Source organism: Nocardia sp. NPDC004278, from assembly GCF_053602975.1.
Window position 1 is genome coordinate 180,164 of the sequence record NZ_JBSGEQ010000003.1, and the last position, 26,091, is coordinate 206,254.

The window sequence follows — 26,091 nt, forward strand, 5'->3', positions numbered from 1 at the left end:
CCGGGGGCGGGCACGGGCGGAGTAGGTTGCCGAATATGGGCGGGAGGGTGGCGCTGGTAGTCGGCTCGGAGTGCGCAGCGCTGCCCAGATTGGGTTTCACCGGCGAACTCGCCACCGGTCTCTACACCGAACTGCGGGCGCTCGGGGGTTGGCAATCGGCGACCCGCACCGGCGGGCCGCTGTTGGATCCGACGATCGACGAATTGGCCCGCGCCGTAGACGATGCGTTCGAGATCGCCTCGAATCAGCAAGCGACCCTGCTGATCAGCTTTATCGGCCACGGCATGACGACCGCCTCGGAGAATTTCTATCTGCTCGCCCACGATTCCCCACAGCTGCCCAAGCTGCGCAATGCCTTTCATCTGACCCAGGAAATCCAGGAACACCTGAACAGCGCCGCGACGCTGGACGGTCTGATCGTGCTGGTCGACGCCTGCGAGACGGGGGAGGGCGTGCGCGGTGCGGCCCGGCGCTGGCCGGAGGCGTCCGGTCCGAACGGACGTGTCGAACTGTTGGTCGCCACCGGTAATGGACCCGCTTATTTCGGGTGTTTCACTCGAACGATCATCACCACATTCGGCAAGGGGGTGCCGCACGGCGGTGAAAGCCTACTGCCTTCGGATCTGGTGCGACCGCTGCGCCAATGCCCAGCGCTGGAGCCGCAGTCGTTCTCGTTCACCTCCGGAATCCGCACTGCCAGTAGCGATCCCGGTCTGTGGCTGGTGCCCAATGTCGCACGACGTGCGGATGCGGTGAGCGGCAGCGCGGCCGCGGGATTCGTCGACCAACTGATCAACGGTCTGGTCGTCTCGGAGCCATTGCGCGAGCGGCTGGCCCAGGTGGTCGACGCGGGTGCGGATCGGTTGCGCGGCGTGGTCGGCCCCGCGGGTTGTGGCAAATCCACCTTGCTCGCGACGCTGATCCGGCCCGGCTGGGTGGATACGCTGCCGATCAAGGCCGAATACATCACGGCCGCGGTGATTCTCGACGTGACCAGCTCATTGGAATCGTTCACCGCCGAGTTGGCGCAGCAGCTCGGCAGGCGGCTCGACGGCTTCAAAACCGCAACGCGCATGGTCGAATTCGACCTCGCCGAACAGGACAGCAGCCGACTCGACCAGTTCGATATCAAGATCCTACGGCCGCTGGCCCGGCTCGACCCGTCGAAACCGGTGCATATCCTGGTCGACGGACTCGATCATCCGAAGCGCGGCAGTCGCACCCTGCTGTCTTACGCGGTCGCCGAGTTGACCCGTCGTCCGGAACTCGCGCACGTGCATCTCATCGTCGGCATCCGCGAGGGAACCGGCATCGAGAACTCGCCGCTGCTGGCCCATATGCGGCGCATCGACGTGCCAGCTCCGACGACTGCGGATATCGCCGATACCGTCGCGGCGGCCCGCGGCCACACCGAGCACACCAATTGGCGCGAGTGGATCGACGGTCTGCTGCAGCAGACTCCGACCGGTGGGTGGCTGCTGGCCCGGCTGCTGATCGAGATCCACTCCGATATCACGTCCTCGGATCTGGACCGGGGGATCGGCCTGGACGCCCTGGTCCGGCGGCGGGTTCGCGATGTGGTCGACAATGCGGATCCCGCGACGGCACAGGCGGTTTCCGCGCTGCTCGGCATCCTGGTGGCGGCGGGCGCGGGCCCGGTCCTGCCGCTCGAACTGCTGGAACGTGCCCTGGATTTCCTCGGTATCGGGTTGAGCACCAACCGAATTCGTGATCTCGTCGTTCGGCTCGGGGTACTGGTCAGCCGCGGTCACCCGGGCACCTCGGGTGAAATGCTCGGCTTGGCGCACAATGCGTTTCGGCGCTCACTCAGTGCCGCGGGGCACACGGTGGCGCGCCGGGACGCGCATCGGGCGCTGGCGCAGGCAATCGAGCAGGACGCGCGCTCGACCCGACCCGCGCCCCAGATAATTGATTACGGCCGTCGATCGGCCGTGCGGCACTATCTCGGCTACGGCGATTCGGCCGCCGCCTTGATATTCCTGGAACGGTTGAACACCCCGCGCGCCGCAGACAATCGCGATCTGTGGGCCGCCTGGATTCCGGCGTTCGAGGCGTCGGTCGGCCCGGAGCACCCCGATACGTTCACCGCCCGAAACAATCTCGCGTTCTGGCGCGGAGAGAGCGGCGATCTGGCGACCGCCACCATCGACCATCAGAACCTACTCGCCGAGAGCACCCGGGTGCTCGGCGCCGATGCCCTGGGCACCCTGACCATCCGCACCAATCTCGCCCGCTGGCACGGGGAGAGCGGTGCTTTCCCCACCGCCATAGCCGAATTCGAGCAGTTGGTCGCCGACCGGACCCGGCTGCTCGGTGCCGATGACCCGGCGACCCTGCGCACCCGTGGCGACCTCGCGCATTTTCGTGGCGAACAGGGCGAGACGGCCGAGGCCATTGCCGAATTCCAGCGGCTGTTCACCGATCGACTCGCCGTACTCGGGCCGGATCATCCCGACACGCTCACCGCTCGTTACGAACTCGCTTACTGGCGCAGCGAAAGCGGTGATATCGATACCGCCATTATCGAGCTGCACCAGCTGCTCGTCGATCAGCAGCGCATCTCCGGCACTGCCGATCCGGCCTTCTTCAAGACCCGTCACCGGGTTACCCAGCTGCACGCCGAGAGCGGCGATCATGTGCGGGCGATCACCGAGTTCCAACAGCTATTGGCCGAGCAGGAGCGCGTGCTCGGACCCGACCATCCGCACACCCTGATCACCCGCAACGACGTCGCCCGCTGGCGTGGCGTGAGCGGTGACCACGCCACCGCCATCGCGGAATTCCAGCAATTGCTCACCGACCGGACGCGCATTCTCGGTCCCGAGCATCCGCGCACATTGCGCACCCGCAACAACATCGCCTACTGGCGGGGCGAAAGCGGTGATCACCGCAGCGCCATCGCCGAGTTCGTGGCGCTGATCGCCGATGAGCGGCGCATCCTCGGCCTCGACCATCCGATTACCCTGCTCTCGCGCCACAACCTGGCCCACCTGTACGGCGAAATCGGTCACTACCTCACCGCCGTAGCCGAATTCGAACAGATACTTCCGATCCGGATCCGCATCCTGGGCCCCGACCATCCCCATACTCTGCGCACCAGGCACGAACTGGCCTGCTGGCGCGGGGAGAGTGGCAATCCGGCCACCGCGGTCGAGGAGTACCAACAACTGCTCGCCGATCGGCAGCGGGTGCTGCCGATCGACCATCCCGATACCCTGCGCACCCGCCATGCCGTGGCGTACTGGCGTGGGGAAAGCGGCGACCCCGCCACCGCGGTAGCGGAGTACGAGCAGCTGCTCCGCGATGAACTCGCGGTCCTCGGTCCGCACCACCCCGAGACCTTCAGCACCCGGCACAGTCTCGCGTTCTTCCGCGGTCAGAGCGGTCAGATCGGCACCGCTATCACCGAATACGAGCAGCTGCTCGACGACGAACGCACGATCCTCGGACCCGACCACCCCGAAACCCTGCACACCTGGCACCGCCTCGCGCTGTGGCGCGGCGAGAGCGGCGATCTCACGGCCGCGCTCGCCGCACTCGAGGAGCTACTGCCGGTCCGGCTGCGTGTGCTCGGACCCGATCATCCCGATACCCTGCGCACCCGGCACAATCTGGCCAGGTGGCGCGGTGAAGCGGGCCACTACGCCACCGCCATAGCCGAATACCGGGAACTGCTGAACGACCGGCGCCGGATACTCGGAGCCGACCACCACGACACGCTGACCTCACTGCACAATCTCGCATATTGGCGCGGCGAGAGCGGCGACCCGACCACGGCCGTTGTCGAATTCGAGCAACTGCTCCGGGCCCGCGAGCGGGTACTCGGCCCCGACCATCCCGACACGCTGCGCACCAGAGCCAATCTCGCGCACTACCGTGCCGAGAGCGGCGATATCGCCACCGCGCTCCCGGAATTCGAGTACGTACTGGCCAATCGCATTCGGGTGCACGGACCGCAGCATCCGAACACCTTCCGCACCCGCCACGATCTCGCGTGCTGGCGTGGCGCGCACGGTGATCCGGCCACCGCGGTAGCGGAGTTGGCCGGACTGCTCACCGATCGCATCCGGGTGCTCGGCGACGATCACCCCGACACACTGCTGAATCGCAATGAATTGGCCCGCTGGCGTTGTGCATCCGGCGATTCCCGTGCCGCCGTCGGTGAGCTCGAGCGGCTACTCGCCGATGAACGTCGAATACTCGGCGTCGACCACCCGCGCACCCTCGCCACCCGCTACCACCTGGCCCACGCGCGCCACCGCGCTGGCGACACCGCGACCGCCGCAATCGAATTCGAGCAACTGCTCGAAGTGCAACTGCGGGTCCTCGGTCCCGACCACCCCGACACCCACCGCACCGGCGCCGCGTGCCGCAATGGAATCGCCAGCAGCACCAGCAGATTCGACATGCTCACCCGGATCCGCCGCGCGCTCGGCCGCACCAATGGCGATCCGGATACGCACCTTCCGCACTACTGAGCCGGTCGGCCCACCAGAGGGGTGAGCGTGGCGACGCCGGAGTCGAGGTCGACGAGCGGATCATCGCCGGATTCGCGGTCGTCCGACTTGGCCACCGCCACCCATTCCTTGCGCTCGTGAATGTGCTTGCGCGCGGGGCTGAATATCTCGTCGACCTCGGCGCCGATCGGATCGCGGCGCTTGCGGTTGGTCCACTTTTCGCGCAGATTCACCACATCGAGCGTACGCCGCAGCCGGTGATATACAGCCGCACCCGCCTTCGGCCTTTGCACCTGGGCGCTACTGCCGCTGCGTTCATCCGTGGAGCTTGCCACGGCCACCAGCATTGCGGCCGCGGCAAGGCGCGGACAAGGAGTGCGGCTGTTCGGTCAGCGCGCGGCGACGCGGCCGTCGTTGTCGAATTGCGCCTTGATCAGGGCGGCTCCGGTTGTGGTGAGCCAGGATTCGAGTGTGGTGAGGGCGGGGTAGATCTCGCGCAACGCCGGGATGTCGGCGTGCCAGCCGCCGTTTTGCCGGATGAGCCGCCAGGTATTGCCGATCTGTTCGCCGAGTTCATCCGCTTCGGCCTCGCTCGCCTCGACGTAGCGCACCGTGAGGCCGGTGGCGCGGTTGATCGCCGCCACCGCCGCGACGGGGTTGATCGCGTCACCGGCCAGTTCGAGGGTGCGGCCGTGGAAGCGGTCCGGATCGTCGAAGGCCAGTGCGGCGAAGGCCGCGATATCGGCGATGGCGATCATCTGCAGCGGCCGGTCCGCCTGGAACAGGTGCCTGTGCACGCCGTCGATGATGCCGTCCACCGGACTGCCACGCAGGACGTAGTTCTCCATGAAACGCACCGGGCGCAACAGGGTGTAGCGCAGACCACTGGCCGCGATCGCATCCTCGATGCGACCCTTTCCAGCCATGCCCCAGGAGCGGTCATCGGTCATCGAGGCGACACCGGTGAAGACGATCTGCTCGACACCGGCGCGTACGGCCGCGTCGATCACTGCGATGCCACGCGTGGCTTCCAACTCCGCGTCCCAACCGTTCGGGCCGAAGGCGGCTGGTGGAACCAGGAATACGGCGCGCGCACCGGCGACGGCGGCGTCCAGCGTTTCCGGTGCGTCGAAGTCGCCGGTCACCAATTCGGCGCCCGCGTCGGCGAGTGCGTGCGCCGCGGGCGCGTCGGGATCGCGGACCAGCGCACGCACCGCGACGCCGTCGGCCAGCAATCGGTGCGCGGTGGCGCCGCCCTGCTTGCCGGTTGCGCCGGTGATCAGTATCGGGTTCTGCTGAGGGGACATGCTCGCCTTCTCATTCGATCGGACTCTGCTCGATACAATCGGGTCGGATAACCCGTATTCGGACGATATGGGTGCGATCACCCGATTGGCCAGGTCCCGGCACGGAAGGCCGTAACGAAATGTCTGCTCCGCAATCCCCGCCCGCGCAGCCCGGCGCCGCCGCGCGCGCCGATGCCCGCCGCAACCGGGCGCTGGTGCTGGCCGCCGCGCAACGTGCCTTCGCCGAACACGGCACCTCGGTCTCCCTGGCCGAGGTCGCGCGTCGTGCCGGGGTGGGCGCGGGCACGGTCTACCGGCATTTCCCCACGAAAACCGATTTGCTGGAAGCGGTTATGCAACACCGCATCGACCGGCTAGCCGCCGTTGCGGCCGCGCATCTCGACGCGCCGGATCCGGGTGCGGCGTTCTTCGCGCTCTGTACCGAGGTGGTCGTCTCGGCCCCACGCAGCCAGGCGCTCTGCGATATCGTCCAGTCCGATGACGGCTGGCCGAAGGCACTGCTACGCAGCGCGGGCGACCGGTTCCACCATGCACTCGGCGCCCTGTTGACGGCCGCGCAGCGCCAGGGCGCGGTCCGCACCGATATCGAAATCGCTGACGTACTGGACATTTTCACCGGATGCGTGGCGATCCAACGACGTCAGCGCTCGGACGGCCCGATGATCCGGGCCGCCGCCATCATGCTCGACGCAATGCGCGTGAATCCGGAAAATCGGACCGTTACGAAACACGATGTCGAGTCCAAACCTCGTGACGAAACGGACTCGCGTAACGAAACAGGTGGCGCGCGCTGCCCGATCTGCGGTACCGCGATCCGACCGACCGGGACCGGCCGCCCGGCCCGCTACTGCGGCGCCGCCTGCCGCCAAAAGGCACACCGCCGACGAACCGCCCGCGCCGCCCTGGCCGGGGCAGTCGCGAGAGGTTGACGGCGGGTCCTCGGTATAGCGCTAGAGCAGATCGCTCACATCGTCCGGAACGTCGACGGCATATTTGCGCAAAATGTCCATCGAGATCACTTCCAGGGCGTTTTCATGGGTGGCCGCCAGCACCACCGGTGCGGCGACACCGTCCTCGTGGGCGTGCAGCCAGCGCACGGCCACCACACACCACCGGTCTCCCGGTTGCAGGCCGGGGAAGCTGTTCTCCGGGCGCGGCGTACTCAAATCGTTGCCGATGGACGCCTGGTGCTCGAGAAACTCAGCCGTGACGACGGTGCACACGGTGTGGCTACCGAGATCCTCCGGCCCGGTGCTGCAGCAGCCGTCCCGGTAGAACCCGGTGAGAGGATCGGCGCCGCACTCTTCCAGCGGCCCCCCAAGCACGTTTCGATCGGTCACGTCGCCGATCCTATTGTCCATTCGCGAGAAGTTCCGCAGGACAAGAAATCTCGGGGGCTGTGTGTCGGGGCCAGGATGGCGTGGTAATGCGAAGAATCCGGTTCTGCAAGGATGGTCGTCGTGAGTTCCGAAGCCTGGATCCTGATTGCCGCTGTCGCCGCCGTGCTGGTGGTGGCGTTTGTCGCTGGATTCGTCCTGTACAAACGCCGTCGCGTCACGCTGACGTCGCCCACCGTGGAGAAAGAACTGACCGACCGGTCGGGTGGGTACACGGCCTCGGGCGGCTTCAACTTCAGTCAGGGGGGCACGGCCACCGCGACACGCCCGGAACCCGCACCGATCGAGCGAACCGATACCGAGGGCCAGCCGCATATCGGCGACGACGCGGCGATTCCGCGCGACGCGCCGAAGCGCGGCATAACCAATGTGTCGCTGCCGGAGGGCGATGTCGACACCGCGGAGTCCGCCCCGGCCGAAACCGACGGTGCGGTCGAATCCGCAACGGCCACCGCTGATTCGGATACCTCGGTCGATTCGGGCGTGATAACCACCCAACCCGAAGCCGCCGCCCCAGCGGATGTCGACACGGTCGCACCTGCGGACACCGCCGCACCGACGACTCCCGCGCCCGGCCCGGAAGCTCCGGTCGAAACCGCCCCCGAGCCCACCGCCGAGGACGCCGCGGTCGCCCCCGCGCTCGAGGAAATCGAGCCGACCGCGGGCCGTCTGGTCCGCCTGCGCGGCCGCCTGTCCCGCTCGCAGAACGCCGTCGGCAAGAGCCTGCTCGGCCTGCTCGGCGGCGGTGACCTGGACGAGGACTCCTGGGAAGAGGTCGAGGACACCCTGGTCCTCGCCGATCTCGGCACTGCGAGCACCGCGGCGGTGGTCGAGCGCCTGCGCGAGGAAATGGCGGTCCGCAGCGTCCGCAATACCGAACAGGCCCGCGCCGTCCTGCACGACGTGCTGATCGAGGCCCTGCGCCCCGAGCTCGACCGTTCGGTCCGCGCGCTCCCCCATGACGATCACCCGTCGATCCTGCTCGTCGTCGGCGTCAACGGCACCGGAAAGACCACTACCACCGGCAAGCTCGCCCGCGTCCTGGTTGCCGACGGTCGCCGGGTGCTGCTCGGTGCGGCCGATACCTTCCGCGCCGCGGCCGCCGATCAGCTGCAGACCTGGGGTGAGCGGGTCGGCGCGGACACCGTCCGTGGCAAGGAGGGCGGGGACCCCGCGGCCGTCGCCTTCGACGCGGTCAGCGCGGGCATCGACCGCGGCGTCGACGTTGTCATGATCGACACCGCGGGCCGCCTGCACACCAAGACCGGTCTGATGGACGAACTAGGCAAGGTCAAGCGCGTGGTGGAGAAGAAGGCCAAGGTCGACGAGGTGCTGCTCGTCCTCGATGCCACCGTCGGCCAGAACGGTCTGATGCAGGCCAGGGTCTTCGCCGAAGTGGTCGATATCACAGGCGTGGTGCTTACCAAACTCGATGGAACGGCCAAGGGCGGCATCGTCTTCCAGGTCCAGCACGAACTCGGCGTGCCGGTGAAACTGGTCGGCCTCGGCGAGGGCGCCGACGACCTGGCCCCGTTCGAACCCGGCGCATTCGTCGACGCACTTCTCGGCTGAACCGAATAGCCAGCCCGTCGCGCGGCACCGTCTCGTGTGCGCGCGCTCGACCCCCGCTACCGATCAGGGAGCGGGGGTCGAGCGCTGAGAGCCGGAAGTTTGCCGTATCTACTCCTCGGTAAACGCATCCCGACCTCCGGCAACACCGCCTCACACCCGCCGGGAAACCCGGGGCGAACATTACGAAACGTGGTAGCAACACAACTGCTCCATCCGTTCACGCAGGTGAAACACCACAGCTCTGTGGATGAAACACCGAATGAGGACCCTTCTCTGCAGGTCCATTTGCCGGAGTCGGCTGGGCCCGAGATGAGGAGGACATTAAGGTGGCTTTTCCCCTTACCGGTGCACCGGACACCGGTGACACCGCCTGGATGCTGGCGAGTTCGGCACTCGTATTGTTGATGACGCCCGGTCTGGCGTTCTTCTACGGCGGCATGGTCCGCTCGAAGAATGTGCTCAACATGATCATGATGAGCATCAGCGCCATGGGCTTGGTCGGCGTGCTGTGGTCGCTGTACGGATACTCGGCCGCATTCGGCGACAACAAGTTCGGCGTAGTCGGTGATCCGGCGCAGTTCTTCGGCCTCAAGGGTCTGATCGGCGGCAATTCGGTTGCCGAAGTGAAGGATGCCAGCGGCGCCGTCACCACCGCAGCCGTGAATATCCCGCTCGCGGGCACCATTCCCGCGACCGTATTCGTCGCGTTCCAGCTGATGTTCGCGATCATTACGGTTGCCCTCATCTCGGGTGCTGTCGCGGACCGTCTGAAGTTCGGTGCCTGGCTGCTGTTCGCGGGTATCTGGGCGACGGTCGTCTACTTCCCGGTCGCGCACTGGGTCTTCGACTTCGATGTCAAGGATGCCGACGGCAACGTCGTGCACGAGGGCGGCTGGATCGCGAACAAACTGCTCGCGGTCGACTTCGCCGGTGGTACCGCGGTCCACATCAACGCCGGTGCGGCGGGCCTGGCCCTGGTGCTGGTGCTCGGTAAGCGCAAGGGCTGGCCGAGCACCCCGTTCCGGCCGCATAACCTGCCGTTCGTGATGCTCGGCGCCGGTCTGCTGTGGTTCGGCTGGTTCGGATTCAACGCCGGTTCCGCGGTCACCTCGGGCGGTCTGGCCGGTTCGACCTTCATCACCACCACCCTCGCGACCTGCGCGGCGATGCTGGCCTGGCTGCTGGTGGAGAAGTTCCGCGACGGCAAGCCCACCTCGCTGGGTGCGGCCTCGGGTGTGGTGGCCGGTCTGGTCGCGATCACCCCGTCCTGTTCCTCGGTGAACGTGGTCGGCGCGCTGGTGATCGGCTTCGTGGCCGGTGCGGTGTGTGCGCTGGCGGTCGGCCTGAAGTTCAAGTTCGGCTTCGACGACTCGCTCGACGTGGTCGGCGTGCACCTTGTCGGCGGCATCATCGGCACCCTGATGGTCGGCCTGGTCGCCGCGCCGGAGGCGGGTGCGGGCAAGACCGGCCTGTTCTACGGCGGCGGTTTCGACCAGCTGTGGCGCCAGGCCGTCGGTGCCGGTGCGGTACTTGCGTTCTCCTTCATCGCGAGCCTGATCATTGCCTATATCGTGAAGTTCACCATTGGGCTGCGCGCCAGCGAGGAAGCCGAGTCGGTAGGCATGGACGAGTCCGAGCACGCTGAAACGGCATACGATTTCGCTGCTGTGGGTGGCACGGCACGTACCGCCGTCAAGGAGGCATGACGACATGAAACTGATCACCGCTATCGTCAAACCGTTCACTCTCGAGGACGTCAAATCCGGGCTCGAGCAGGCGGGTGTGCTGGGCATGACCGTCAGCGAGGTACAGGGCTACGGTCGCCAGAAGGGCCACACCGAGGTCTACCGCGGTGCGGAATACTCCGTGGATTTCGTTCCGAAGGTTCGCGTCGAGGTCGTTGTCGACGATGCCTCGGTCGACAAGGTCGTCGAGGTGATCGTCGAGGCCTCCCGCACGGGCAAGATCGGTGACGGCAAGGTCTGGGTCACCCCGGTGGAGTCGATCATCAGGGTCCGGACCGGGGAACGCGGTACCGACGCTCTGTAGGCAGATATCGAAATCGAGCGGCGGCCCCGCTCCCACCGGATTGCCCGGTCGGGGCGGGGCCGCACGCATCTTGATGGGCGGTGGGTTTGTGGGTAGTCACGAGCAAGACGGCGGACAGGTAACCGAGGACGGCGGCACGAATGTCTCCAACGGCGCGGCCGATCTGGTCCGGGCACGTAATCAATTGCTCGAGGGCGGACTGCCCAGAAATCCACGGCTGGATGCCGAATCCCTGCGTTCGGCGCTGGTCGATCTGTTCGAACTGTGGCTGACCACCAAGGGCACCGAACTCGGCATCACCCGCGACAGCGGTCTGGCGGTGGTCGCCGTCGGTGGTCTCGGTCGCAAGGAGATGCTGCCGTATTCCGATCTGGATCTGGTGTTGTTGCACGACGATGTCGATCCGGCGCGGGTGGCCGAGGTGGCCGATCAGCTGTGGTATCCGCTGTGGGACGCGCACATCAAACTCGATCACAGCGTGCGCACCGTTCCACAGGCGCTGCGCGTCGCGTCCGGCGATCTCGTCGCGGCCCTCGGCATGCTCGAGACCAGGCATATCGTCGGTGATATCGAGTTGAGCAATCTGCTCATCGGTGGGGTGCGTCGGGAATGGCGGACCGGAATTCGTTCGCGCTTCGACGAATTGATCGAACAGGCCGAGACCAGATGGCAGCGGAGCGGCGCGATTGCCCATCGCGCCGAGCCCGATCTGAAGAACGGGCGCGGCGGACTGCGCGATATCCAACTGCTCGACGCACTGGCCATCGCCCAGCTGACCGACGCCATGCCAGGGCTCGGTCCGGACGTGCCGGGCGGCGGTCTGAAACAGGCGCACCGGCGGTTGCTGGATGTTCGCACGGAGCTGCATCGGGTGGCGGGTCGGGCGCGTGATCAGCTGCGTGCCCAGGATGCCGACGAGATCGGCGCGGCGCTGCGCATCGGTGACCGCTTCGACCTCGCCCGCACCCTCAGTGATTCCGCGCGGACGGTGAGCTACTCCGTCGATGTCGGTCTGCGCACCGCCGCCAATGCGCTGCCGCGTCGTGGCCTCGCGCGACTGCGCCGCATGCCGGTGCGTCGACCACTCGATGAGGGGGTGGTCGAACATGCCGGTGAGGTCGTGCTGGCGCGGGATGCGCGGCCGCAGCGCGATCCCGGACTGATCCTGCGGGTGGCCGCGGCGTCGGCGCAGACGGGGTTGCCGATGTCGGCGACGACACTGAATCGGCTCTCCGAGGACGCGCCGGAGCTGCGTGAGCCCTGGCCCAAGGATGCGCTCAACGACCTGTTGATCCTGCTCGGCGCGGGCCGTGGCGCCATCGATGCGGTCGAGGCGCTGGACCGAACGGGCCTGTGGGGCAGGCTACTTCCGGAATGGGGCGCGGTGCGGGACCTGCCGCCGCGCGATGTGCTGCACACCTGGACCGTGGACCGGCACCTGATGGAGACAGTCGCCTATTCGAGTGCGCTGAGCACTCGGGTCGCCCGCCCGGACCTGCTGATGTTGGGTGCGCTGCTGCACGATATCGGCAAGGGGCGGGCAGGCGATCACAGCGTCGTCGGGGCCGAACTGGCCACCCACATCGGGCGGCGGCTCGGGCTGTGGCCGTCGGATGTGCAGACACTCAGCGCGATCGCGCGCCACCACCTGCTGTTGCCGGACACCGCGACGCGACGTGACCTCGCCGATCCCGATACCGTGCAGTTCGTCGTGGACACCCTCGGTGGTGACGTGCAGCTGCTGGAACTGCTGCACACCCTGGCCGAGGCCGATTCGCTGGCCACCGGCCCCGGGGTATGGGGCGATTGGAAGGCTTCACTGATCGGTGAGCTAGTGCGGCGCTGCCGCCTGGTGATGGCGGGCGACCAGCTGCCCGAGCCGGAGCCGATCGCACCCGAATTGCTGGCCAAGGCCGCGGCTGGTGGTGTGCATGTCGATCTGCGGCCCGGCGAGGGCAAGTACATCTACACCGTCACGGTGATCGCACCGGATACCCCGGGTCTGCTCTCGGATGCTGCCGGGGTGCTGGCCCTGCACTCACTGCGGGTGCTCTCGGCCACCGTCGGCGGCGAAGCCGATTCGGCCGTCAATACCTTCGTGGTGTCGCCCAAATTCGGTGATCCGCCGGACGTCGGGCTGTTGCGGCAGGAGCTGATCCGGGCGACCGCCGGCGATCTGGATCTGCACGCGCTGCTGGCCAAGCGCGAGCGCGAGGCCACCGGCGCCCGGCCGAGCCCGTATGCGCAGGCGCAGCCGCGGGTGATCTGGTCGGCCAACTCGACCGGCCAGTTGGTGCTCGAATTGCGCGCCGAGGACCGGATCGGGCTGCTCAGCAGGTTGGCGGCGGCGCTTGCCGAATGTCGTGCCGACGTGCGGTGGGCGAAGGTGGTGACCATGGGTTCGGCGGTGGTCGACGCCTTCGGTCTCGACCTGGTCGAGGACACCCCGCAGCGCCGCGAGACCATTGAGAAGGCGATCTTGGCGGTGGTTCCCCGGCCCGCGCCGAAGCCGCCCGAGGGCGTGGCGCCCGGATCGAGCACGGGCTCCTGACCGAGCTAATTTAGATTTGCAGATGATTTGCTGAAACGGTAGGCGCTGGCCCCCTCGCACCCTAGTATCAGAGCGTCTGGCTATCGCGAGCATGAGGGGAGCAGGTCGGTGGCAATTGAAGTCGTTTCGGCGTCGATGATGACGAGTGATGAGACCACGCATATGGCGCGCTGCGTCGGCGGTGATCGCTGGGTCGTCTCCTGGCTACCCGGCCGGACCCTGTCCGGACAACAGGCTGTCACCGCTATGACGATCGCCACCACTGTCGCCACGCACGATGTGCCGACCGGCACCGGTTGGGCCATGCTCGACGACCTGGCCCTGGAACTGGGCCTGACCGCCCGCGAGGCGGTATTCATGGTTGCGCTGGAGAACCACGACTACCGCAAAACTGCCAAACCGCGCCGTCGCGTACTCGAATAGTCCCTGGAAAGTGCACCGCTTGCGCGAACTGGTGGGCTGTCCCATTACCCTGGGATACCAAGTGACGTCCCACGAGATCAGGAGCGCGATCGGTGTTCGAATCCCTGTCCGACCGGCTTACCGGTGCCCTCAAGGATCTTCGCGGTAAGGGGCGTCTGTCACCGGCCGACATCGACGCCACCTGTCGCGAGATCCGTCTCGCCCTGCTCGAGGCCGACGTCGCGCTGCCCGTGGTGCGCGGTTTCATCGCGAAGATCAAGGAGCGGGCCAAGGGTGCCGAGGTTTCGGCCGCCCTCAATCCGGCCCAGCAGGTCGTCAAGATCGTCAATGAGGAACTCATCGGCATCCTCGGCGGTGAAACCCGCAGGCTGACGCTGGCCAAGAACCCGCCGACGGTGATCATGCTCGCCGGTCTGCAGGGTTCCGGTAAGACGACCCTGGCGGGCAAACTCGCGAAATTGCTGAAGGGGCAGGGGCATCAGCCGCTACTGGTGGCCTGCGACCTGCAGCGCCCCGGCGCGGTTACCCAGCTCCAGGTCGTCGGTGAGCGTGCGGGTGTGCCCGTTTTCGCGCCGCATCCCGGTACCTCCGTCGGTGGTGGCGAGAATCCGCTCGGCATCTCGGCAGCCGATCCGGTCGTGGTGGCCGAGGCCGGTGTCGCCGAGGCCCGCAGCAAGCAGTACGACGTGGTCATCGTCGATACCGCCGGTCGCCTCGGCATCGACGCCGAGTTGATGGCACAGGCCGCTGGCATTCGCGATGCCGTGCAGCCGGACGAGACGCTGTTCGTGCTCGACGCCATGATCGGCCAGGACGCGGTCAACACCGCCGAGGCCTTCCGCGACGGCGTCGGCTTCACCGGCGTGGTGCTCACCAAGCTCGATGGTGACGCCCGCGGTGGCGCGGCGCTGTCGGTCCGCAATGTGACCGGCGCGCCGATCATGTTCGCTTCGACCGGTGAGAAGCTCGAGGACTTCGATGTCTTCCATCCGGACCGGATGGCCTCGCGCATCCTCGGCATGGGTGATGTGCTCAGCCTGATCGAACAGGCCGAACAGGTCTACGACCAGCAGCAGGCCGAAGAAGCCGCCCGCAAGATCGGCAGCGGCGAGATGACGCTCGAGGACTTCCTCGATCAGATGCTCGCCATCCGCAAGATGGGGCCCATCGGAAATCTGCTCGGCATGCTGCCCGGTGCGGGTCAGATGAAGGATGTGCTCGCCCAGGTCGACGATAAGCAGCTCGACCGGGTGCAGGCGATCATTCGCGGCATGACCCCGGCCGAACGCGCGAACCCGAAGATCATCAACGCATCCCGCCGCCTGCGCATCGCCAATGGCTCCGGCGTCCAGGTGTCCGAAGTCAATCAGCTGGTGGACCGGTTCTTCGAGGCCAAGAAGATGATGACCATGATGGGTCGCCAGATGGGGCTGCCCGGGTCGCGACGGGCCAATGCGAAGAAGGGCAAGAAGGGCAAGAAGGGGGGCCGTGGGCCGACGCCGCCGAAGGTGCGCGGTGGCTTCCCGGGGATGCCGGGCATGCCTGCCGGTATGCCCGATCTGTCCGGTATGCCCGCTGGATTGGACCAGTTGCCGCCCGGGCTCGAGGGTTTCGATATCTCGAAGCTGAACTTCCCCAAGAAGTAGCACTGCGGTCCGCAGCCAATGTTGTTGCGGCGCAGGGCAGGTCGTGCTGCGCGCGGCTCGGCACCGGACTTGGGCGCGGTCTGCGGCGATGAATTCGTCCGGCTCGGCCGGGTGCCCGCTACCCGGGTGCCCGGCGCGTAGGAGGGCGGCACGGATGCCAACGCGGTCTGCGCCGGCTGAAACGTTGCGCGGGCCGACGAAGTGGCCGTCAAGGGGTGTCGGCACTAGGTTGGAGGCGGCCGACGACGTCGAGGAGGTTGCTTGTGCATCTGCGAGGTGTGGTTCTCCCTGATGCCGAGGTGCGTGATCTGTGGGTGCGCGACGGTGTGGTGTCGTTCGAGCCGGTCACGGGGGCCGAAACCCTCTGCGACGCGGGGTGGATCGTGCCGGGGCTGGTCGATGCGCACTGTCACGTCGGGGTTCGGTACGGCGGGGGACACGAGGACCGGGCCGGGGCGATCGCACAGGCCGAAACCGAGCGGGATGCGGGCGCGCTACTGCTGCGCGACGCGGGTTCACCGGTCGACACGCGCTTCATCGACGAGCACGAGGAACTCCCGCGGATCATTCGCGCTGGCCGCCATATCGCGCGACCGCGGCGCTATATCCGCGAGCTCGGCATCGAGGTCGACGATGAGCGCGATCTGCCGGATATCGTCGCCGAGCAGGCTCGTTTCGGTGATGGCTGGGTGAAGGTCGTCGGGGACTGGATCGACCGGTCGGTGGGCGATCTGCGGCCGCTGTGGAGCGACGCGATCCTGAAGGAGGCGATCGACGCCGCACACGCCAATGGCGCGCGGGTGACGGCTCACGTCTTCGGCGAGGACGCATTGCCGGGGCTGATCAATGCCGGCATCGACTGCCTCGAGCACGGCACCGGCCTCACCGACGACACCATCGAGATGATGGTCGAACACGGAACTGCACTGGTGCCGACCCTCATCAATATCGATACCTTCCCCGAAATCGCCGCCAGTGCAGGCAAATTCCCCATTTACGCCGCGCATATGCGTGATCTGCACGCGCGGGTCCGCCGCACGGTCGCCAATGCGCACGATGCGGGTGTGCCGATTTTCGCGGGCACCGATGCCAGCGCCTCCATCCGGCACGGCCGTATCGCAGACGAGATCGCCGCGCTGTCCGGGGCCGGGCTGTCCGAACACGATGCGCTCGGCGCCGCCTCCTGGAATGCCCGCAGCTGGTTGGGCCGACCGGGCATCGAAGCTGGTGCACCGGCGGATTTCGTTGTCTACCGGGAGGATCCACGTATCAGCCCGGCCGCGCTCATCGATCCCCAGTACGTCGTCCTGCGGGGCCGGGTCGTCAAGCGCCGCAACCCGGTCACCGGCCACCGGTGACCTCTGCCGCGTGCCGGGTGGGCGTACTGTAGGACAGCTCGTGTGACGGCCGGTCCGGACGTGCTGCTGCCCAGGTCAGCGGGTTGATACGAGCAAGAACCGGAACTCGCGGCGGCGGGCGCGTATGGTCGGTTCCGTGACCATTCGCCTCGGCTATCAGATGCCCAACTTCAGCTATGGCCGGCCCGTCAGCGAACTGTTTCCGACTGTGGTGGCGCAGGCCAGGGAGGCCGAAGCCGCTGGCTTCGACACCGTCTTCGTAATGGACCACTTCTACCAGTTGCCCGGTCTCGGTGTGCCGAGCGATCCGATGCTGGAGGCATACACCGCGCTGTCCGGCATCGCCGCGTCCACCGAACGAGTTCAGTTGTCGGCGTTGGTAACCGGCAACACCTACCGCAATCCCGCGCTGCTGGCCAAGACCGTAACCACCCTCGATCTGGTGAGTGGCGGCCGGGCCGTACTCGGTATCGGCGCGGGCTGGTTCGAACTCGAGCACCAGTCCTACGGCTTCGAATTCGGCACCTTTACCGAACGATTCCAGCGCCTCGACGAGGCGCTGCAGATCATCACACCGATGCTGCGCGGCGAACATTCGACCTTCGACGGCAAGTGGTACCACACCGATAACGCCATGAACGAGCCTCGGCTGCGCAACGATCTGCCGATCCTGCTCGGTGGCGGCGGCGAGAAGAAGACCTTCGCGCTTGCGGCCCGCTTCGCCGATCACATCAATATCGTCGCCAACGCCTCCGAACTCCCGCGCAAGATGGCGGCGCTGCACCAGCGTTGCGCCGAAATCGGTCGCGACCCGGCGACTTTGGAAGTCAGCTTCCTCTGCTTCCTGATGATCGATGAAGACGGCGACCGTGCGCGCAAACAACAGCAGGATATGCTGCGCGGCATCGGCGTCGACCTGTCCACCCTCTCCGAGGACGAGCGCAAGCAGACCATCGCCGACCGCCAATTCGTCGGCACCCCCGCCGAAGTCGCCGAGCAACTGCAGACCCGGGTGCTCGACAGTGGTGTCCAGGGCCTCATCGTCAATATGGTGACCACCGGTCACGAACCCGGTGCTGTCGATCTCGCGGGACGCACGCTCGCGCCACTGGTTCGCTAGGGCGGTCTCGCCTCGGCCCGTGGATTCTGCTCGCGGGTGGTGTCGGCCGCCAGTGGCGGTCGACGCGGTGAGATGTTTTCGCCGCCAATGGCTTTGGTGATCGCTAGGATCGGTTCATGACGGCTGTCCGAGGACATGCGTCCTATGGTGTCGACGCGCCACCCGTGCTGCTCGTGCTCGGGGCGCTCACGGGTGGGTACCTGATCGCGACGGTGATCGTCGGGTTGGCACTATCCGGCGGCGTCGTGGTGTGGGTGCTGGCCGCGATCACCCTTGTCATGGCGGCGCAGTTCGGGCTGTATCTGCACGCCACTCGGCGCGGCAAGTTCCAGGTCTGGGCTCGACTGCTCGATGATCTCGCGCTGCGCGGCGAGGAGCGGGTCCTGGATCTGGGCTGCGGTCGCGGAGCGGTACTGCTGGCCGTCGCACGGCGGCTGCCCACCGGGCGGGCGGTCGGCGTGGATCTATGGCGCTCCGCCGACCAGTCCGGCAACAGTCAGGAGACCACGGCGGCGAATGCGGCGGCCGAGGGCCTCGACGATCGGGTTGAACTGCATACCGGCGACATGACCGACCTGCCGTTCGCCGACGGCGCATTCGACGTGGTCGTGTCGAGTCTGGCCATCCACAACATCAAGAAGTCCGAAGGGCGCGCCGCCGCGGTCCGCGAGGCGCTGCGGGTCCTGCGCCCCGGCGGCCGCCTCCTGCTCGCCGATATCAGCAAGACCACCGAGTACCAGACCACCATGACCGACGCCGGTGCGATCGACGTCACCATCCGCCCACTCGGCTGGCGAATGTGGTGGGGCAGCCCCTTCATGTCCACGAAAGCAGTCGCCGCCACCGCGCCCAGCCGAGGGTTCGTCACGTCCGGCCCGTCCTAGCTCGGCGGGTTACCGCTTCCTGACATCGCGATTTCAGGGGAGGGTGGCCAGTCTGGCAGAATGGACCATCGTCCTCCTGGACAAGTGTCAGCCCGTCTCCGGTTACGTACCGCGCGGCGGTCACACACTCCAAGCGCAAAACCGGGCTCGCAGACCGTGCGGGTCGCTGAATTGTGCCGTGACCATCCACTGAAAGGCAGATCAGCACATGGCTGTTCGCATCAAGCTCACCCGCCTCGGCAAGATCCGCAACCCGCAGTACCGCGTGGTCATCGCCGACGCCCGCACCCGTCGTGACGGCCGCGCCATCGAGAACGTCGGCAAGTACCACCCGAAGGAAGAGCCGTCGCTGATCGAGATCAACTCCGAGCGCGTGCAGTACTGGCTGGGTGTCGGCGCGCAGCCGACCGAGGCCGTGCAGCGCCTGCTGGAGATCACCGGCGACTGGCAGAAGTTCAAGGGCCTGCCGGGCACCGAGGGCACCCTGAAGGTGAAGGCTCCGAAGCCGTCCAAGCTGGACCTGTTCAACGCCGCGCTGGCCGCCGCCGATAACGAGCCGGTCGCCGAGGCCGTCACCCCCAAGAAGAAGGCCAAGAAGGACGAGGCCGCCGAGACCGAGGCTGCCGAGTAGTCGTGAGCGAGCGCAGCGAGCGAACCGAAGACACTGCGCCCTCGGCGCGCACGACGGAGCCGAGCGTCAGCGAGGCGGAGTCGTGAGCGCCGTAGTCGCCGATGCCGTTGAACACCTGGTTCGTGGCATTGTCGCCAATCCGGATGACGTCCGGGTCGAGCTGATCACCGGCCGCCGCGGACGCACCGTCGAGGTGCACGTCAATCCCGAGGACCTGGGCAAGGTGATCGGTCGCGGCGGTCGTACCGCGACCGCGCTGCGCACCCTCGTTGCCGGTATCGGCGGCCGGGGCATCCGGGTCGACGTGGTCGATACCGACGCCTAGATGGAACTCGTCGTAGGCCGGGTCGCCAAATCGCACGGTGTGCGCGGCGAACTGGTCGTCGAGGTACGCACCGATGATCCCGACGCGCGCTTCGCACCCGGTGTGCGGCTGCGCGGTCGGGCGGCGCGGTCCAACGAAGTCCGTGAGTTCACCGTGGAGTCGGCCCGAGAGCATTCGGGCCGACTTCTCGTGCAGCTGGTCGGGGTCTCCGATCGCACCGCCGCCGATGCGCTGCGCGGCACGCTGTTCGTCGTGGACAGCGCGGATCTGCCGCCGTCGGAGGATCCGGACGAGTATTACGACCATGAGTTGGAGGGCCTGACCGTCCAGCTCACCGATGGCACCGTCGTCGGCGAGGTCACCGAGGTACTGCATTCGGCCGCGGGTGAACTGCTTTCGGTGCGTGCCGCGGACGACGGCCGGGAGATTCTGATTCCGTTCGTCACGGCCATCGTGCCGACCGTCTCGCTGGCCGATCACCTCGTGGTCATCGATCCGCCCGAAGGCCTGCTCGATCCCGAGTAGCGGCGTGCGCCCACATCGATGGGCGCGATCAATAGGTATCTCCCGCCAGAAGCAGGGGGCAGCATGAAACTCGATGTCGTCACGATTTTTCCGGAGTATCTGGAGCCGCTGCGAACGGCGTTGCTGGGCAAGGCGATCGACAAGGGGCTGATCTCGCTCGACGTGCACGATCTGCGTCGCTGGACCCATGACGTGCACAAATCCGTGGACGACTCGCCATACGGCGGCGGGCCGGGCATGGTCATGAAGCCGACCGTCTGGGGCGACGCCCTCGACGAGGTATGCCCCGCTGACGCGCTGCTCGTGGTGCCTACGCCCGCCGGTGTGCCCTTTACCCAGGCCACCGCCCAACGCTGGGCGAGCGAGGAACACCTCGTATTTGCCTGCGGTCGTTACGAAGGCATCGATCAACGCGTCTTCGACGATGCCGCCCGCCGGGTTCGCGTCGAGGAGGTCAGCATCGGCGACTATGTCCTCATCGGCGGCGAGGCCGCGGTCCTGGTCATGGCCGAGGCCGTGGTCCGCCTGCTCCCCGGCGTGCTCGGCAATCAGCAATCCCACCAAGAGGATTCGTTCTCCGATGGACTGCTCGAAGGTCCCAGCTACACCCGCCCGGTCTCCTGGCGCGGTCTGGATGTTCCGCCGATCCTGCTGTCCGGAGATCACGTCAAGGTCGCCGCATGGCGACATGAACAGTCGCTGGCTCGGACCCGCGAACGGCGTCCGGATCTGCTCGCCAACCAGGACGGCGGCTGAGCTTCGCCGCGGCGCCCATCCGCGTGTCGCACCCGAATGAACAGATATCAACCCGTCGATGAATATATCGTTAACTAACGGTACATCGACTGACGGGTAGGTGACTGTGCGGACAGCAGCTGGGCTCGGGACGGTGCGTCGAGTAATGGCCTCAACTCTCATCGGTGGCGCGGTGCTGGTTGTATCTGATCTTGGTATGCCAGAACTCGTCGTAGTCAGAGTGGCCGCGGATCGAGATACGCATGATCGGGACTCCGGTCGCGAGGGGCAGCGCGCCCTCAGCAGCAACCATGGACAGTACAAAGGACGCGACGAGCGTCCCTGCCAGTACACCCCCGAAGGGTTTTGCACCGGCGGACGCTGACCACATCGCGGCGGCCACGCCGTCGGGATGATGGCGAAGGTGCCGTTCTTGTCGGGGATCAGCGTGCCCCACCGTGCCGACTTCAGATTCTCGACAGGTTCACCGCCGGAGTGTCCGACGAGTCGGCCCGTGGTGTTCCGGCGTATCGGACCCGCACGCAGCGATGCCGCCATCGGCCCGGCCGCGAGCCCGGCACGCAACCACGCGATAGGCGGTGCACGCGTGCCGATGTCGATTTCCACCCCGAGAATTTCACGCCGTGATCATTGCGCGCGCCGAAAGCGGCCCGTCAGGGCAGCAAACCGAGGCGGCGGGCGGTGACCACGGCCTCGTGGCGCGAGTGTGCGTCGAGTTTGGTCATCGCGTTGCGCAGGTAGCTCTTCACCGTCTCGGTGCCGAGGGAAAGGCGTTGGGCGGCTTCCTGATTGGTGCAGCCGAGGGCGATCTGGGAGAGTACATCGAGTTCGCGGCGGGATAGGCGTGGGGCGTCCGGCCGCGGGTCGCCGACCAGGACCCGGGTGAGGCGTTCGCAGATCGAGTGCAGGCGTTCGCGGAGCTGTTCATCCGCGGCCGAGCGCGCCGCGCCGCGGAGTTCGGCGCTGATATCGCGGAGTTCCTCGGCGATGGCGGGTGCGGTATCGGGCGCGGGGGTCGTCATCTCCAACAGGCGCAGGCGGCGGTCGACCTCGTCGCGGATGGTGATCTCGGTGGCCAGGCGGCGGCTGGCCGCGACGACCAGATCAGCGGTGCGGTCGCCGAGCGGTGTGCCGCCGCGGTTGGCGGCGTAGAGCACCGCGCGCGAGCGGTTGTCGACCACCACGGGGACCGCGACGACCGATCGGATGCGTTCACCGAAGACCGGGCCGTCGTAGTGGTGGGTGATCGAGGAGGCGTTGCGGTAGTCGGCGACCGAGGCCGGGCGACGCATATCCATGACCCGGCCGCCGAGTCCGGAGGTGCGCAGCACGGTGAGTCCGCGCAGACCATTGGTAACGGTGCCGACGAATTCGGTGAGCAGCAATGCGTCATCGTGCACCTCGCCGCCGAATACCACCGGCACCCCCGCCTTGGTCGCCACCCAGCGGATCTCGGAGCGCAGCGCGTCGCCGTCGCGCGGGCGCAGCAGGGCGCTGGTGTGGGTCAAAAGACTCACCCCTTTTCGGGGGTAGTGCCGGACGTGATGTGACCCACATCCTATTGGACATCGAGGTGGTCTGGATCACCGATGAGGAGAGGCGAGATGACTGCGGACCTGAGCGCGCGCGTGCGCGAGTTACTGGAGACCTACGACGGACCCGATGCCAGCGCGGCGGATCTGCTGTGCGACCGGCATCCCGCCGACCGGGTCGCGTTCACCATCGTCGACCCCGATCTGACCGCAACGGATCTCACCTACGGTGAGCTGCGCGAACGCTCCCAGCGTTTTGCCGCCGCCCTCGCCGATCTCGGCATTGAACCGGGTGACCGAGTCGCCACACTGATGTCGAAGTCCGCGGATCTGGTGGTGGCGCTGCTCGGCATCTGGCGCCGCGGCGCGGTGCACGTCCCGCTGTTCACCGCCTTCGCCCCGCCTGCCATCGCCTTCCGCCTCGAGGCCAGCCGTGCCTCGCTCGTCATCGCGGACGCGGATCAGGCGAGCAAACTCGTCCCCGGTGACGACATCCCGGCCGAGCCGACGTGGCGGGTCATCATCGTGGGGGACGGTCGGACGACCGGTCGCACATCAGCGACCGTCGCAGCCCAGGACTCCGCCGAAAAGCCGATAGCGAGTTCGGTTGCCGAGGATGCCACTGCGACAGTCCCGGGGCATGTCGCCGAGGAGCAGACGCCTATTGCGGGCCGCGACGCCGAGGTACGGGCGGCGACACCGCTGAGGTTCGCGGATTTGCTCTCGCAACATTCGGCTGACGACCCGCGAGCCGCTGCCGCAACCGTCGGTGGCGATGGGCTGCTGGTTCAGCTGTTCACCAGCGGCACAACGGGCACTCCGAAGGGCGTACCGATTCCGGTGCGTGCGCTCGCGGCATTCCATGCGTACCAGGAGTTCTCGCTCGACGTCCGCGCCGACGACGTCTACTGGAACGCCGCCGACCCGGGTTGGGCGTACGGCCTGTACTGGGCGATCCTGAGCCCGCTGGCCTCCGGTATCCGCAGTCTGCTGCTGCACGCCGCATTTTCCGCACCGCTGACCTGGCAGGTACTCGAACGGTTCGGCGTCACCAATTTCACCGCCGCGCCGACGGTCTACCGCGCCTTGCGCGCCGATAGCGCCGCTGCCCCATCCGGTCTCCGGCTGCGGCGGGCCTCATCGGCGGGCGAACCACTGACCCCGGATGTGGTGACCTGGTCGATCGATACCCTCGGCGTCGCGGTTCGCGACCACTACGGGCAGACCGAACACGGCATGGTCATCTGCAATTCCTGGCACGATGCGCTGCGGGTGGACGCGCCAGAGGGCTCGATGGGGCGCACGATGCCGGGTTGGCATTGTGCGGTGCTCGCCGACGTTGCCGATGTCGAAGCGCCGATCGGCGAGTTGGGCCGGGTCGCCATCGATACCGAACGCAGCCCCCTGCTGTGGTTCCTCGGCTATCTCGACGCTCCGGAACGCACCGCGCAGCGCTACACCGCCGACGGCCGCTGGTATCTGACCGGTGATGCCGGATCACAGGATGCGGATGGCTTCTTCCGCTTCTCGGCCCGCGACGACGATGTCATCATCATGGCCGGATACCGCATCGGCCCGTTCGAGGTCGAGAGCGTATTGGTACTGGATGAGCGGGTGGTCGAGGCCGCCGTGGTCGGCATGCCCGACGAACTGCGCGGCGAGGTGCTGGAGGCATTCGTGGTGCTGCGCAACGGATTCGAGGGCAACGCCGAAATCGAGGCCGAATTGCAGGCCCTGGTGAAACGAAAATTTGCCGCGCACGCCTATCCACGCAAGGTGCATTTCGTGGAGGCACTGCCCAAGACGCCCAGTGGCAAGGTGCAGCGGTTCATCCTGCGGCAGCAGGGGGTTCGGTGATGTCCGCTCTCCCGAGTTACTCCTCCGGCACCGCGGAAGCCCCGCTGCTCGGCGACACTATCGGCGACGACTTCGATCGCATGGCCGCCGCCTATGCGGACCGGGAAGCGCTGGTGGACTGTCCAACCGGTCGTCGCTGGACCTATCGCGAACTCGCGGCCGCGATCGACGCACTCGCGACCGGGCTTTCGGCGCGTGGCATCGGCAAGGGCGACCGTGTGGGCATCTGGGCGCCGAATTGCGCGGAGTGGTTCCTCACCCAGTACGCCACCGCGAAACTCGGTGCGATCCTGGTCAATATCAACCCGGCCTACCGCACCAGCGAACTGGAATATGTACTGCGCCAAGCCGGAGTGCGTCTGCTGATCGCCGCGCCGGAGTTCAAGACCTCGAACTATGTTGCCATGATCGAGCAGGTCCGCCCGGCATGTCCGGGTCTGGAGCAGGTGCTGGTGCTCGGCACGCCCGAATGGGATGCGTTGGCGCGGACCGATATTGATGCTGAGCGACTTGCGGCGATCGCCGCGACCCTGTCCATGGACGACCCCATCAATATCCAATACACCTCCGGCACAACAGGCTTCCCCAAGGGTGCGACGCTCAGTCACCACAACATCCTCAACAACGGCTACTTCGTCGGCGAACTCTGCGGCTACACCGAACAGGACCGGATCTGTGTGCCGGTGCCGTTCTATCACTGCTTCGGGATGGTCATGGGCAACCTGGCCAGCACCAGTCATGGTGCGGCCGTGGTGATTCCGGCACCCTCGTTCGATCCGGTCTCGACCTTGGACGCGGTCGCGGCGGAGCGGTGCTCCTCGCTCTACGGTGTGCCGACCATGTTCATCGCGATGCTCGCGGAACTGGATTCGGGCACCGATGTCGACCTGTCCAGTCTGCGCACCGGCATCATGGCCGGATCACCCTGTCCGGTCGAGGTCATGAAGCACGTGATCGATCGCATGGGGATGAGCGAGGTGTGCATCTGTTACGGCATGACCGAAACCTCCCCGGTTTCGACGCAGACCCGCCGCGATGACAGCATCGACCGCCGCACCGCGACCGTCGGCCGGGTCGGACCGCATCTGGAGGTCAAAATCATCGAGCCCGCAACAGGTTTAACGGTGCCGCGCGGTGTGCCCGGCGAACTATGCACCCGCGGCTATTCGGTGATGCTCGGCTACTGGTCCGAACCGGAGAAGACCGCCGAGGCCATCGACGCCGCCCGCTGGATGCATACCGGCGATATCGGCGTCATGGACGATGACGGATACCTGGCCATTACCGGCCGGATCAAGGACATGGTGATCCGCGGCGGCGAGAATATCTACCCGCGCGAGATCGAGGAGTTCCTCTACACCCATCCGGACATCCTCGACGCTCAGGTGGTCGGCGTCCCCGACCCGAAATACGGCGAAGAGCTGATGGTCTGGATCCGAATGAAGGACGGCACAACACCATTGGACGCCGACGCGGTCCGCGCGTTCTGCACCGGCAAGCTCGCGCACTTCAAGATCCCGCGCTATGTGCACGTCGTGGAGGAGTTCCCGATGACTGTCACGGGCAAGATCCGTAAGGCTGAAATGCGTGAGCTGGGTGCGGCAATGCTCGCCTCTTCGGACGCGCGCAGACCGAGCGACCGCTGATTTCGCGCATACGTGGGTGACTCGCCGGGGACGT

At 66.8% G+C, this 26,091-nt stretch carries 21 protein-coding genes; 17 read left to right on the forward strand and 4 right to left on the reverse strand.

The window, feature by feature from the left end; translation table 11 throughout:
- The first annotated feature begins 35 nt into the window (after nucleotides 1-35).
- Complete coding sequence (locus ACWEO2_RS05760) at nucleotides 36-4,499, forward strand: tetratricopeptide repeat protein (protein WP_452404293.1); 4,464 nt, start codon at nucleotides 36-38, stop codon at nucleotides 4,497-4,499.
- Here the strand turns inward: ACWEO2_RS05760 and ACWEO2_RS05765 are convergent.
- Together ACWEO2_RS05765 and ACWEO2_RS05770 are read right to left on the reverse strand one after the other, a co-directional pair.
- Nucleotides 4,493-4,813: a hypothetical protein gene (locus ACWEO2_RS05765; protein ID WP_452404294.1), complete on the reverse strand. Its 321-nt coding sequence runs from the start codon at nucleotides 4,811-4,813 to the stop codon at nucleotides 4,493-4,495. The two genes, ACWEO2_RS05760 and ACWEO2_RS05765, sit on opposite strands and share 7 nt — an antisense overlap.
- A gap of 54 nt (nucleotides 4,814-4,867) precedes the next feature.
- On the reverse strand, nucleotides 4,868-5,785 hold the full coding sequence (locus ACWEO2_RS05770) for an NmrA family NAD(P)-binding protein (protein ID WP_452404295.1): 918 nt from the start codon (nucleotides 5,783-5,785) through the stop codon (nucleotides 4,868-4,870).
- 119 nt (nucleotides 5,786-5,904) lie between these two features.
- On the opposite strand from ACWEO2_RS05770, the gene ACWEO2_RS05775 reads away from it, so the two are divergent.
- The gene (locus tag ACWEO2_RS05775; RefSeq protein WP_452404296.1) at nucleotides 5,905-6,714 is read left to right on the forward strand and encodes a TetR/AcrR family transcriptional regulator; all 810 of its coding nucleotides are present in this window, start codon (nucleotides 5,905-5,907) and stop codon (nucleotides 6,712-6,714) included.
- Nucleotides 6,715-6,735: 21 nt separating this feature from the next.
- Here the strand turns inward: ACWEO2_RS05775 and ACWEO2_RS05780 are convergent, their stop codons facing one another.
- Nucleotides 6,736-7,125, reverse strand: a complete 390-nt coding sequence (locus ACWEO2_RS05780) for a DUF2237 family protein (RefSeq protein WP_354957120.1) — start codon at nucleotides 7,123-7,125, stop codon at nucleotides 6,736-6,738.
- A gap of 120 nt (nucleotides 7,126-7,245) precedes the next feature.
- Here ACWEO2_RS05780 and ftsY point away from each other — a divergent pair, with 120 nt between their 5' ends.
- The 13 genes from ftsY to trmD all read left to right on the forward strand — a co-directional run bounded on the left by ftsY (nucleotide 7,246) and on the right by trmD (nucleotide 21,022).
- On the forward strand, nucleotides 7,246-8,754 hold the full coding sequence (gene ftsY, locus ACWEO2_RS05785) for a signal recognition particle-docking protein FtsY (RefSeq protein ID WP_452404297.1): 1,509 nt from the start codon (nucleotides 7,246-7,248) through the stop codon (nucleotides 8,752-8,754).
- A 326-nt stretch (nucleotides 8,755-9,080) separates the two neighbouring features.
- Complete coding sequence (locus tag ACWEO2_RS05790) at nucleotides 9,081-10,460, forward strand: ammonium transporter (RefSeq protein ID WP_355177456.1); 1,380 nt, start codon at nucleotides 9,081-9,083, stop codon at nucleotides 10,458-10,460.
- Between the two features lie 4 nt (nucleotides 10,461-10,464).
- Nucleotides 10,465-10,803: a P-II family nitrogen regulator gene (locus ACWEO2_RS05795; RefSeq protein ID WP_040868325.1), complete on the forward strand. Its 339-nt coding sequence runs from the start codon at nucleotides 10,465-10,467 to the stop codon at nucleotides 10,801-10,803.
- 73 nt (nucleotides 10,804-10,876) lie between these two features.
- Nucleotides 10,877-13,354, forward strand: coding sequence for a [protein-PII] uridylyltransferase (locus tag ACWEO2_RS05800; protein ID WP_452404298.1), 2,478 nt, complete (start codon nucleotides 10,877-10,879; stop codon nucleotides 13,352-13,354).
- A 108-nt stretch (nucleotides 13,355-13,462) separates the two neighbouring features.
- Nucleotides 13,463-13,777: a hypothetical protein gene (locus tag ACWEO2_RS05805; RefSeq protein WP_452404299.1), complete on the forward strand. Its 315-nt coding sequence runs from the start codon at nucleotides 13,463-13,465 to the stop codon at nucleotides 13,775-13,777.
- A gap of 92 nt (nucleotides 13,778-13,869) precedes the next feature.
- The gene (gene ffh, locus ACWEO2_RS05810) at nucleotides 13,870-15,423 is read left to right on the forward strand and encodes a signal recognition particle protein (protein ID WP_452404300.1); all 1,554 of its coding nucleotides are present in this window, start codon (nucleotides 13,870-13,872) and stop codon (nucleotides 15,421-15,423) included.
- Nucleotides 15,424-15,686: 263 nt separating this feature from the next.
- Nucleotides 15,687-16,781 (forward strand): amidohydrolase family protein, encoded by a 1,095-nt coding sequence (locus ACWEO2_RS05815; RefSeq protein ID WP_452404301.1) that lies wholly within the window; start codon nucleotides 15,687-15,689, stop codon nucleotides 16,779-16,781.
- Between the two features lie 136 nt (nucleotides 16,782-16,917).
- Nucleotides 16,918-17,901, forward strand: a complete 984-nt coding sequence (locus ACWEO2_RS05820; RefSeq protein WP_452404302.1) for an LLM class F420-dependent oxidoreductase — start codon at nucleotides 16,918-16,920, stop codon at nucleotides 17,899-17,901.
- Nucleotides 17,902-18,017: 116 nt separating this feature from the next.
- A complete protein-coding gene (locus ACWEO2_RS05825; protein ID WP_452404303.1) occupies nucleotides 18,018-18,785 on the forward strand; it encodes a class I SAM-dependent methyltransferase in 768 nt (255 codons plus the stop codon).
- Between the two features lie 208 nt (nucleotides 18,786-18,993).
- The gene (gene rpsP, locus ACWEO2_RS05830) at nucleotides 18,994-19,416 is read left to right on the forward strand and encodes a 30S ribosomal protein S16 (protein ID WP_452404304.1); all 423 of its coding nucleotides are present in this window, start codon (nucleotides 18,994-18,996) and stop codon (nucleotides 19,414-19,416) included.
- An 82-nt stretch (nucleotides 19,417-19,498) separates the two neighbouring features.
- Nucleotides 19,499-19,741 (forward strand): RNA-binding protein, encoded by a 243-nt coding sequence (locus ACWEO2_RS05835; protein WP_327101130.1) that lies wholly within the window; start codon nucleotides 19,499-19,501, stop codon nucleotides 19,739-19,741.
- On the forward strand, nucleotides 19,742-20,266 hold the full coding sequence (gene rimM, locus ACWEO2_RS05840; protein WP_355177472.1) for a ribosome maturation factor RimM: 525 nt from the start codon (nucleotides 19,742-19,744) through the stop codon (nucleotides 20,264-20,266). It abuts the gene before it with no gap.
- A 63-nt stretch (nucleotides 20,267-20,329) separates the two neighbouring features.
- On the forward strand, nucleotides 20,330-21,022 hold the full coding sequence (gene trmD / locus ACWEO2_RS05845) for a tRNA (guanosine(37)-N1)-methyltransferase TrmD (protein WP_452404305.1): 693 nt from the start codon (nucleotides 20,330-20,332) through the stop codon (nucleotides 21,020-21,022).
- A 653-nt stretch (nucleotides 21,023-21,675) separates the two neighbouring features.
- On the opposite strand, the gene ACWEO2_RS05850 is transcribed toward trmD, so the two are convergent.
- Nucleotides 21,676-22,530, reverse strand: coding sequence for a response regulator transcription factor (locus tag ACWEO2_RS05850; protein WP_452404306.1), 855 nt, complete (start codon nucleotides 22,528-22,530; stop codon nucleotides 21,676-21,678).
- A 96-nt stretch (nucleotides 22,531-22,626) separates the two neighbouring features.
- Here ACWEO2_RS05850 and ACWEO2_RS05855 point away from each other — a divergent pair, with 96 nt between their 5' ends.
- Both ACWEO2_RS05855 and ACWEO2_RS05860 read left to right on the forward strand, forming a co-directional pair.
- Nucleotides 22,627-24,411: an AMP-binding protein gene (locus ACWEO2_RS05855; protein ID WP_452404307.1), complete on the forward strand. Its 1,785-nt coding sequence runs from the start codon at nucleotides 22,627-22,629 to the stop codon at nucleotides 24,409-24,411.
- The gene (locus ACWEO2_RS05860) at nucleotides 24,411-26,057 is read left to right on the forward strand and encodes an AMP-binding protein (protein WP_452404308.1); all 1,647 of its coding nucleotides are present in this window, start codon (nucleotides 24,411-24,413) and stop codon (nucleotides 26,055-26,057) included. Before ACWEO2_RS05855 ends, ACWEO2_RS05860 begins: the two co-directional genes overlap by 1 nt.
- Nucleotides 26,058-26,091 lie beyond the last annotated feature (34 nt).

Bases quoted from the DNA above. Each gene is read 5' to 3' on its own strand.
- ACWEO2_RS05760 (WP_452404293.1), top strand. From the start codon at position 36: ATGGGCGGGAGGGTGGCGCTGGTAGTCGGCTCGGAGTGCGCAGCGCTG.
- ACWEO2_RS05770 (WP_452404295.1), bottom strand. From the start codon at position 5,785: ATGTCCCCTCAGCAGAACCCGATACTGATCACCGGCGCAACCGGCAAG.
- ACWEO2_RS05775 (WP_452404296.1), top strand. From the start codon at position 5,905: ATGTCTGCTCCGCAATCCCCGCCCGCGCAGCCCGGCGCCGCCGCGCGC.
- ACWEO2_RS05795 (WP_040868325.1), top strand. From the start codon at position 10,465: ATGAAACTGATCACCGCTATCGTCAAACCGTTCACTCTCGAGGACGTC.
- ACWEO2_RS05800 (WP_452404298.1), top strand. From the start codon at position 10,877: ATGGGCGGTGGGTTTGTGGGTAGTCACGAGCAAGACGGCGGACAGGTA.
- ACWEO2_RS05825 (WP_452404303.1), top strand. From the start codon at position 18,018: ATGACGGCTGTCCGAGGACATGCGTCCTATGGTGTCGACGCGCCACCC.
- rpsP (WP_452404304.1), top strand. From the start codon at position 18,994: ATGGCTGTTCGCATCAAGCTCACCCGCCTCGGCAAGATCCGCAACCCG.
- rimM (WP_355177472.1), top strand. From the start codon at position 19,742: ATGGAACTCGTCGTAGGCCGGGTCGCCAAATCGCACGGTGTGCGCGGC.
- trmD (WP_452404305.1), top strand. From the start codon at position 20,330: ATGAAACTCGATGTCGTCACGATTTTTCCGGAGTATCTGGAGCCGCTG.
- ACWEO2_RS05855 (WP_452404307.1), top strand. From the start codon at position 22,627: ATGACTGCGGACCTGAGCGCGCGCGTGCGCGAGTTACTGGAGACCTAC.
- ACWEO2_RS05860 (WP_452404308.1), top strand. From the start codon at position 24,411: ATGTCCGCTCTCCCGAGTTACTCCTCCGGCACCGCGGAAGCCCCGCTG.